Annotated in this window: 7 protein-coding genes; 3 read left to right on the forward strand and 4 right to left on the reverse strand. The window is 53.7% G+C overall.

Annotated elements, in window-relative coordinates; all coding sequences use genetic code 11:
• Positions 1 to 229: 229 nt before the first annotated feature.
• Both NY07_RS18610 and NY07_RS18615 read right to left on the reverse strand, forming a co-directional pair.
• Positions 230 to 583, reverse strand: a complete 354-nt coding sequence (locus tag NY07_RS18610; protein ID WP_033540853.1) for a cytochrome c3 family protein — start codon at positions 581 to 583, stop codon at positions 230 to 232.
• Between the two features lie 26 nt (positions 584 to 609).
• Positions 610 to 2,130: a flavocytochrome c gene (locus NY07_RS18615; RefSeq protein WP_033540854.1), complete on the reverse strand. Its 1,521-nt coding sequence runs from the start codon at positions 2,128 to 2,130 to the stop codon at positions 610 to 612.
• 304 nt (positions 2,131 to 2,434) lie between these two features.
• Here NY07_RS18615 and NY07_RS19860 point away from each other — a divergent pair, with 304 nt between their 5' ends.
• A complete protein-coding gene (locus NY07_RS19860) occupies positions 2,435 to 2,842 on the forward strand; it encodes a LysR family transcriptional regulator (protein ID WP_309147284.1) in 408 nt (135 codons plus the stop codon).
• A gap of 36 nt (positions 2,843 to 2,878) precedes the next feature.
• Positions 2,879 to 3,364 carry a LysR substrate-binding domain-containing protein gene (locus NY07_RS19865; RefSeq protein ID WP_309147285.1) on the forward strand — a complete coding sequence of 162 codons (486 nt, stop codon included), beginning with the start codon at positions 2,879 to 2,881 and terminating at the stop codon, positions 3,362 to 3,364.
• Positions 3,365 to 3,486: 122 nt separating this feature from the next.
• Here the strand turns inward: NY07_RS19865 and acuI are convergent, their stop codons facing one another.
• Together acuI and NY07_RS18630 are read right to left on the reverse strand one after the other, a co-directional pair.
• A complete protein-coding gene (gene acuI, locus NY07_RS18625; protein WP_033540855.1) occupies positions 3,487 to 4,467 on the reverse strand; it encodes an acrylyl-CoA reductase (NADPH) in 981 nt (326 codons plus the stop codon).
• Between the two features lie 103 nt (positions 4,468 to 4,570).
• Entirely contained in the window at positions 4,571 to 6,346 is a 1,776-nt protein-coding gene (locus NY07_RS18630) for a sigma-54-dependent Fis family transcriptional regulator (protein WP_033540856.1), read from the reverse strand.
• Between the two features lie 326 nt (positions 6,347 to 6,672).
• On the opposite strand from NY07_RS18630, the gene exaC reads away from it, so the two are divergent.
• Entirely contained in the window at positions 6,673 to 8,193 is a 1,521-nt protein-coding gene (gene exaC, locus NY07_RS18635) for an acetaldehyde dehydrogenase ExaC (RefSeq protein WP_033540857.1), read from the forward strand.
• Positions 8,194 to 8,580 lie beyond the last annotated feature (387 nt).

Here is an 8,580-nt window from a genome sequence, read left to right on the forward strand (position 1 = left end):
CGGAAAGCCGCGATGAACCATAAAAAAGCCCCTAAGTCATGTCAACCAAGGGGCATATAAAGCGAAACTGTTAACAGTAAATTGTCTTTGCAGGGATAATAAAACGGTCAATGTCGCTAAAAGTTTTTTTCACAAGCCAAGGGGAATGTGCCACAACTTGTGACCCCAAGTGGGGAGACGCTAAGATGAGAGAAGACCCATGATAGCCATGGGTCTCTCTTAGCAGAAGTTACTCTTTATGCTTGTCAAACTTAAAGGTATGACAGTTACTGCATAAAGGTTGCTTCGGCTTATGTTCGCCATGACACTCCTGACAAGGCAGGTCTTTACCATAGTGAAGGTTGTTATGTGGATTCTGCCACTTGTCTTCTTCGCTACGGGCCGTTTGCTCGGCTAAGTCATCGACATCGTGACACTGCAGACAGGCCTGATCCGATGGGAATTGCTTGATGCCATTGTCATGACACACCTTACAATCTTTGCCGATCACCTCTTTGTGCCAAGGGCGTTGATCGATCGCTTGAGCAGACAAACTCACTAAGCCACCTAAGACCAGCGCGAGTACAATATTTACCTTTTTCATTATTGATTCCTCTTAATAACCGGTCGTTAAGCTTTCATGATGCTGCGAGCAGCCGTCATGCCCATTACCATACACTCAGGAATTGAGCAGCTACCCAGGCGACTGACGCCGTGGATACCACCACACACTTCGCCTGCGGCGTAGAGTCCTGGAATCGGCTTACCGGTGAAGCTGTCTTTCACCTCGGCCTTGGTATTCACCTGCACACCACCTTGGCAGTAGTGCACTTTTGGCCATAGGCGAACCACGGTAAATGGCGCTTCGATATACTTATCTTTGGCCTTAGTCATGTTCTTGCCGAACTGCTTATCTTCACCGCTCTTCACATAGCTGTTGTACTCTTCGATTTGCGCTTTCAGCGGCTTCAAAGGTACCTCAAAGTGTTTAGCCAACTCTTCGATAGTGTCGAACTTCCAACCCACGTTGTACTTGATCACCTTCTTGGTGTTTGGATGCTTCTTAGAATCCTTGTAGCTAGTGATCAAAATCGGTGGTAACGGATTGCCCTGCTCGTCACGACAAGCCAACTCGGCATCGGCGCGGGTCTTACGGTCGGCAATCTCATTCATAAAACGCTTACCCGTCAGACGGTTGATCGCCATTGAATGCGGGAAGTTGTAGATTGAGTAGTTAGACACGTAGCCGAAGCCACCTTCGTCAGGCGATGCCCAAGGGCCGGATTGAATATGGGCCAAGTGAACCGGAATCGCGCCCAGACGGAACATCTCATACATGCCTTCACCGGTGGCACCTGGTGCATTGGTACAACCCACTTCTGAGGTGAGGGTTGGATCCTGAGCCATACGCAGATCGACGTTTTGTGCAAAACCGCCAGTCGCCATGATCACGCCGCGCTTAGCACGGATATTAACCACCTTGCCTGGCTGGTCTTCGCCAAAGTGATAGTTCTGACGCATTTTAACGCCAACCACTTCACCCTTGGCCCCCACTAGGAAGCCTTCGAACTTAGAACGGTTGTGAGTATGAACCCCAAGCTTCTTACACTCTTTATAGAGCGGCTGAGTAATACCAGCGCCACAGCTCACCGTGGTTTGGTAAGTACGAGCTACTGAGTGACCACCCAGTTGCTGTAGATAAGGATGGAATTCGGCGCCCGCATCTATGGTCATCTGCAGGGCTTCAACGGCGTGCGAAGCCACATGACGCAGCAGCGCCTCGTCGGCGATACCACGGCCAGACTTAAGCTGATCCGCTACCATACGATCGACCGAGTCTTCTACACCCTCTTTCTTCTGCATTGGCGTACCCGGCGCCGCAAACAGACCACCATTAATGGCAGAGTTACCACCGAAGTAAGACATCTTCTCAAAGATATGAACATCTTTTGCGCCTTTGCGCGTGGCTTCAATCGCGGCCGCTAAACCGGCGAAGCCAGAGCCAATAATCAATACTTCTACTTCTTTGTCCCATTTCACACCGTCAGCTTTCTCGGAAACTGCCATTGCAGGCGAGGCTATTGCGACACCCGCAGCGGCACCCATACCTTTAATGAAATTACGGCGTCCTAGCAGATCTACCTTGCTCATCTGTTATCACCCTTTTTGTTTTATTCGACAGCGTCATCTTAGGGTTGGAACAGGTTCCAAAACGGGAGTTAATCAACAGTTACTTTTAAAACAACTTGTTCACATCACCAAACTTATAGCCAGCTCAAAAATTACACAGAAATACTACTTTGTGGGTATTTTGGAAGCCGTTCCAAAGCATGACGCCATGTCTCAAAGCCCCTAAGGCGGAATGAGACTTAGCTCAACGGCAAAATAAAAAGTCAGGCAAGATGCGGCCCGCACTGGTAAGTTAAGCCTTATACAGATCTAGCGCAGCCGACTTATGGAACTCGAAGATATCTATCGACAGGATTTAAGCCTATTAATTGCCCTGCAAGTCTTAGTCGAAGAACGCAGCGTCACCCGCGCCGCTAAACGGTTACACTTGAGCCAGTCAGCCACCAGCCGCATCTTAGGGCGGCTAAGGCAGATGCTGGATGATCCGCTGTTTTCTCGGGTGGGCCAGCAACTGGTGCCGACCCAATATGCTCTGGACTGCTATCGCCAGCTTCAGGGGCCGACCAGTGAACTACTCACACTCTTAACACCCAATGCTTTCGTACCCAGCCAGTGCAGGCAAACTTTTACTCTGGCGGCGACTGATTTTGCCATTCAGGGTCTGCTGCCCTTTATTCTGCCGGAGATCTATCGCCAAGCCCCAAACATCAGGCTGAATATCCTGCCGGTATAGCACCAGACGCTCGCCTCGCAGCTGAGTTTACAAGGGGTGGATATGGCGATCTGCCGCGCCTTGGGTCAGGTGTCGCCACTTGCCAGCACCCCCTTGGGCAGAGTCGGTGTCAGCTGCCTGGTCTCCAGCTATCATCCGGTAGCGGATCGCCCATTAACCCTCACGGATTATCTGCACTATCCCCACGCCACCATCGCCATCAGCGACGGGGTTAAGGCGATCGTCGATGCGGCCATTGCCCAGCATCCGCCTCGGCACGAGTGTTTGCGTACCGCCCATTTAGACAGTGCCCTGGCCCTGCTGTCGATTCATCCGCTTATTATCACCCTGCCCGAAGGACTGGCCGAGATGGCCGCCGCCCGCCACCGTCTCAGGGTTAAGCCCCTACCCTTTGAGATTGCCGCGCTCAACTACAGCCTTTTTTGGCATTCGCGCTGCGAACTGGATAAGGCGCAGACCTGGCTGCGGGGGATGATCACCGACCTGATTAGGCCGCTGCTTGGCCAGCAGGGGGAGCCTTAGGCTCACAAAAGAAAACCCGCAATAGCAAGGGCAAACCTGAATACCGCAAGGCAGCACTTGACCACTGGCTGGCAAGCAGGCAAAAAAAGTGGCCAGCGGCCACTTTTTTTGTTTGAGAAAGGCTACACCTTGACCAGTATTCGCCCGGTCACCTTGCCTTTGACTATCTTGTCGGCGTACTCGCCAAGCTGCTCTAAACTGACGGTCTGACAGGCCTGCTGGTAATAGCTATCGGGCAAGAGTTCAAGTACCTGCTGCCAGGCCTTAACGCGTTTGTCTATTGGGCAGGCCACTGAGTCGATACCTAACAGATTCACGCCACGCAGAATAAAGGGCATCACCGTCGTCGGCAGGGCAAAACCGCCCGCCAGGCCACAGATAGCGGCGCTACCGCCATATTGCATCTGCGCTAAGGCGCTAGCCAACACCTTGTTACCTACGGTATCGACCACACCCGCCCAGCGCTGTTTCTCCAATGGACGGCACTCTTGTTCCAGCTCGCTACGGTCGATCACTTCACTGGCGCCCAGGGCTTTTAACCAGTCGCCATTCACCTCGACGCGGCCAGAGCTGGCAACGACCTTATAACCTAGCTGAGCCAGCAAGGTCACAGCCACTGAGCCTACGCCACCACTGGCACCCGTCACTAAAACATCGCCCTGCTCTGGGGTCACGCCCGCCTGTTGCAGTGCCTGCACACATAACATGGCAGTCAATCCAGCGGTGCCAATCATCATTGCCTTAGCGCCGTCACAGCCATTAGGCATGGGCACTAGCCAGTCGGCTTTCACCCGCGCCTTCTCGGCCATGCCGCCCCAATGGTTTTCGCCCACGCCCCAACCTGTCAATATCACCTCGTCACCTGGCTTAAAGCGGGAGTCGGCCGACTCGCTCACCACGCCAGCAAAGTCTATGCCCGGCACCATAGGGAACTGGCGAATGATCTTGCCTAATCCGGTGATCGCCAGGCCATCCTTATAGTTGAGCGATGAGTAGCTCACGTCCACCAGCACCTCACCCTCGGGTAGATCGCTCTCAGGCAGCATTTTCACATCGGCTTGGGTTTGTTTATCTAGCTGGGTCAATACGAGTGCCTTGAACATGGGGCCTCCTTAACAACAAAATGGACTGACAGATTAGTGCATCTGCCATCATGAATACACTGCACATTTTGCATAAACTACATGCATATTGCGCATAATAAGATCAGGGTTTAAGGCCCAAGGCCTTGAGCTTGCGATACAAGGTATTACGGCTAATCCCCAGATGTTTGGCGCATCGGCTAACGTTGCCCTCAAACCGGTGGAAACTAGAGACAATATTAGCGTTTACCATCAGACTCAGCTCACTTTCGCTTGCCATCATCTGACTATTTGTCTCTCCAGCCTGATTAAGCTGAGCCTGTATGGTGTCCGGCAGATGTTGCCAGTTGAGCTCTGGATCGCCGTCGGCCATCAGGCAAGCTACCTGCATCAGGTTATCCAACTCGCGCAGGTTGCCCGGCCAATCATGGGCCAACAGGCGCTGTAAGAGTTCTGGGCAAAGTTGCTGTGACGCCTGACGATAGCGCTTATGCAGTTTATGTATGATGCGCTCAATATCGGTGCGCTGGCGCAGCGGTGGCAGTGACACCTGCAGGCCATTGAGTCGGTAATAGAGATCTTCCCTAAACGCGCCTTGACTCACCAGCTGACGCAGATCGGCGTGGGTCGCGGCCACCACCTGAATATCCACCTTATAGCTGCGATTGCCGCCCACAGGCACCACTTCCCGCTCCTGCAAGACTCTGAGCAGCCGGCTCTGAGTCGCCGTCGGCATCTCACCTATCTCGTCGAGAAACAAAAAGCCGCCATCGGCCTGACGTATCTTCCCCTCAAACCCTTGCCGACTAGCCCCGGTAAAGGCGCCGGGCTGATAGCCGAAGAGTTCAGATTCCACCAGTTCGGCCGGCAGCGCGGCGCAGTTAACCGCTACTAAGGGACGCTGGGCGCGGGCGCTTTGAGCATGGAGTTTCTTCACAAATTGCTCCTTGCCCACCCCGGTTTCACCACAGATCAGCAGGGGAATATTGCGGCTCACCACCTTATTGGCCTGCTGCCAGGCACGCTCTAACTTAGGGTCACGAAAGCGCACCCCTATCTGTTGGCTCACCAACTGGCTCGGCTTAGTGACAACCAACTCTTGGGTCTTAAGGTGAAGGCGCTGCTGCTGACACACTGGGGCACCGCTATGCCAGCGACTCCCCAGATGTTGATGAATATCGTCGCCAATAAGCGGGCGATGCAACAAGCGTTTCGCCATGGCGTTACAGCCTAAGATCTTGCCATCGGCATTGGCGACCACAATTCCCTGCCACCCCGAGGTGATGAGTGACGCCTGCTCTGCCAGATCGATGCGGTAGTGACTGCCCGGCAGATGGCACAGCAGCGCGGTTTCTATCTGCTGTACCAGGCTGGCAATTAATACCAGGGTCTGCTGAGTGTGACGCTGCTGCTCACTGGTGATATCGATGGCGCCAAGTAGCTCACCCTCGGGTGAGAAGATAGGACTGGCGGTGCAGCTCATAAACCTGTGATGACGAATAAAGTGCTGATCGCCTATCACGGCAACGGGCTGCCTGGCGGTCAATGCAGTGCCGATGGCGTTGGTGCCCTTATGCTCCTCGCGCCAGTTAACCCCCACATCCAGGGCCACATTGGCCAGCTTGTCGGAGTAACGGCTCACGCCCCAATGACACAGCACATAGCCGTCACGATCTGAGAGGATCAACCGGCTCTGGGTATGGGTCATTATCTGGTTAAACAATGGCAATGCATGTTGCTTGGTGAGGGCGATGAGTTGCTGATTGGCGTGATGCCGCTCGGCAAGTGCGTCGGCGTTGAGGCGCAACTCTTGAGGTAACTTGGCTTCATCCAGCCCAGCCCCTTGGCTGCGCGACCATGAGTCTGACAGCCAAGCTTGTGTCTGTAGAGCTATCGTCATAACTGTGTTCCATTTTGGCACACCCAAGGTGTGCTCTTATGTCACAGTGCATGCCAACTGCCAGTGCAACCCCTTCCTGGACCACGCACATTCGGACATCAAAAATTAGTTTTTCATCATACTGTTACTCCTCCCACAGCACAACTCCTGCCAGTTTGGCCTGGGCTTTGCGTTAGCTAAAGGGAATCTGAGCCCTATTGAACACAAACGTGACACTCGATTGGGGCAGAGATAAAAAATTTAAACCTGTTGTTTTTTAAACATAAAAATAGGACGCCCGCCAGAGGCGTCTTTCGACAAGACAAAACCATACAAGGAAGCTCAAGATGATCTATAGCAAGCCAGGCAGCAAAGATGCCATCGTTAACTTCAACAGCCGCTACGACAACTTCATTGGGGGTGAATGGGTCGCGCCTGTGGGCGGAGAATATTTTGATAACCGCTCACCTGTCGATGGCCAGGTGTTTTGTCAGGTAGCCAGATCCGATGAACGCGATATCGAGCTGGCACTGGATGCCGCCCACGCCGCCAAGGATGCCTGGGGCAAGACCTCGGTCACCGAACGTTCCAACTTACTACTGAAGATCGCCGATCGCGTCGAGCAAAATCTGGAGTTCCTCGCGGTGGCCGAAACCTGGGAGAACGGTAAGGCGGTGCGCGAAACCCTCAATGCGGATCTGCCGCTGTTTGTCGATCACTTCCGCTACTTCGCGGGCTGTATCCGCGCCCAGGAAGGCAGCGCCGCCGATATCGACAGCAATACCGTCAGCTACCACTTCCCCGAGCCACTCGGGGTCGTCGGACAGATCATCCCCTGGAACTTCCCGCTGCTGATGGCTGCCTGGAAAATCGCCCCGGCGCTGGCCGCAGGTAACTGTATCGTACTTAAGCCCGCCGAACAGACACCTGTCTCCATACTGGTGATGGTCGAACTTATCCAAGATCTGCTACCCGCCGGCGTGCTCAATATCGTTAACGGTTTCGGTACCGAGGCGGGTCAGGCACTGGCGGTCAGCAAGCGTATAGCCAAGCTGGCCTTCACCGGCTCGACTCAGATCGGCCACCATATCCTCAAGTGCGCCGCCGAATCGCTGATCCCCTCTACCGTCGAGCTGGGCGGCAAGTCGCCTAATATCTACTTTGCCGATGTGATGGATCAAGAAGACGAATATCTGGATAAGGCGGTTGAGGGCATGCTGCTGGCCTTCTTCAACCAGGGTGAGGTCTGTACCTGTCCGTCCCGAGTACTGATTGATGAATCGATCTACGACAAGTTTATCGACAAGGTTATCGCCCGTGCCAAGACGATCAAGCAGGGTAACCCGCTGGACAGCGAAACTCAGGTGGGTGCCCAGGCCTCACAGGAGCAGTTCGATAAGATATTAAGTTACCTTGAAATTGGTCGAAGCGAAGGCGCCGAGGTGTTGATAGGTGGCGCCAGTTGTCAGCTCTCAGGGGAGCAGAGCAGCGGCTATTATATCGAACCTACGATTCTCAAGGGCAACAACAAGATGCGCGTCTTCCAGGAGGAGATCTTCGGCCCCGTCATTTCGGTCACCACCTTTAAGGATGAGGCCGAGGCACTGGCCATCGCGAACGATACCGAGTATGGCCTGGGCGCCGGCGTTTGGACCCGCGACATGAACCGCGCCCAGCTCATGGGCCGTGGCATTCAGGCCGGACGCGTGTGGATCAACTGCTACCATGCCTACCCAGCTCACGCCGCCTTCGGTGGCTACAAGAAGTCAGGTATCGGCCGCGAGACCCACAAGATGATGCTCAGCCATTATCAGAACACCAAGAACCTGCTCGTCAGCTACGACGTCAACCCGCTAGGTTTCTTCTAACCTAGCAATCTGGCTCAACCCTATGCCAGCTGAGCCCCAGTCTCAGCTGGCGCAATCCCTCATGAAGGGACAGCTATTTTAGTCAACTAGCATCAAACTGACTTTAGATTTGGAAGGGGAGATTTGGACCATGGGCTCATGATGAGCTTATTTGAAGAGGCTTCAAACTGGCTTTGATATTTGAAGGGGTAGCTCGAACCATAGCTTCATGGTGTATTAATTGCCTGCGGCAGATGCATCGCGAGGAGATCTGAATGGCCTTTCAGCGAAGGTATTAGTAAGTGAGCATCACACTACTTTGCTGTTTGAAAGTTTTCCTTGAACCATGGCTTCATGGTGTATCAATTGCCTGCGGCAGGCCTTATGTGCAAACACATTTGTGACACG

It is taken from the genome of Shewanella sp. ECSMB14101, from assembly GCF_000773485.1.
GTDB classification, from domain to species: Bacteria; Pseudomonadota; Gammaproteobacteria; order Enterobacterales; family Shewanellaceae; genus Shewanella; species Shewanella marisflavi.

Excerpts from the sequence above, each read along its gene's own strand:
- NY07_RS18610 (WP_033540853.1), bottom strand. The coding sequence starts at position 583 with ATGAAAAAGGTAAATATTGTACTCGCGCTGGTCTTAGGTGGCTTAGTG.
- NY07_RS18615 (WP_033540854.1), bottom strand. The coding sequence starts at position 2,130 with ATGAGCAAGGTAGATCTGCTAGGACGCCGTAATTTCATTAAAGGTATG.
- NY07_RS19860 (WP_309147284.1), top strand. The coding sequence starts at position 2,435 with ATGGAACTCGAAGATATCTATCGACAGGATTTAAGCCTATTAATTGCC.
- acuI (WP_033540855.1), bottom strand. The coding sequence starts at position 4,467 with ATGTTCAAGGCACTCGTATTGACCCAGCTAGATAAACAAACCCAAGCC.
- NY07_RS18630 (WP_033540856.1), bottom strand. The coding sequence starts at position 6,346 with ATGACGATAGCTCTACAGACACAAGCTTGGCTGTCAGACTCATGGTCG.
- exaC (WP_033540857.1), top strand. The coding sequence starts at position 6,673 with ATGATCTATAGCAAGCCAGGCAGCAAAGATGCCATCGTTAACTTCAAC.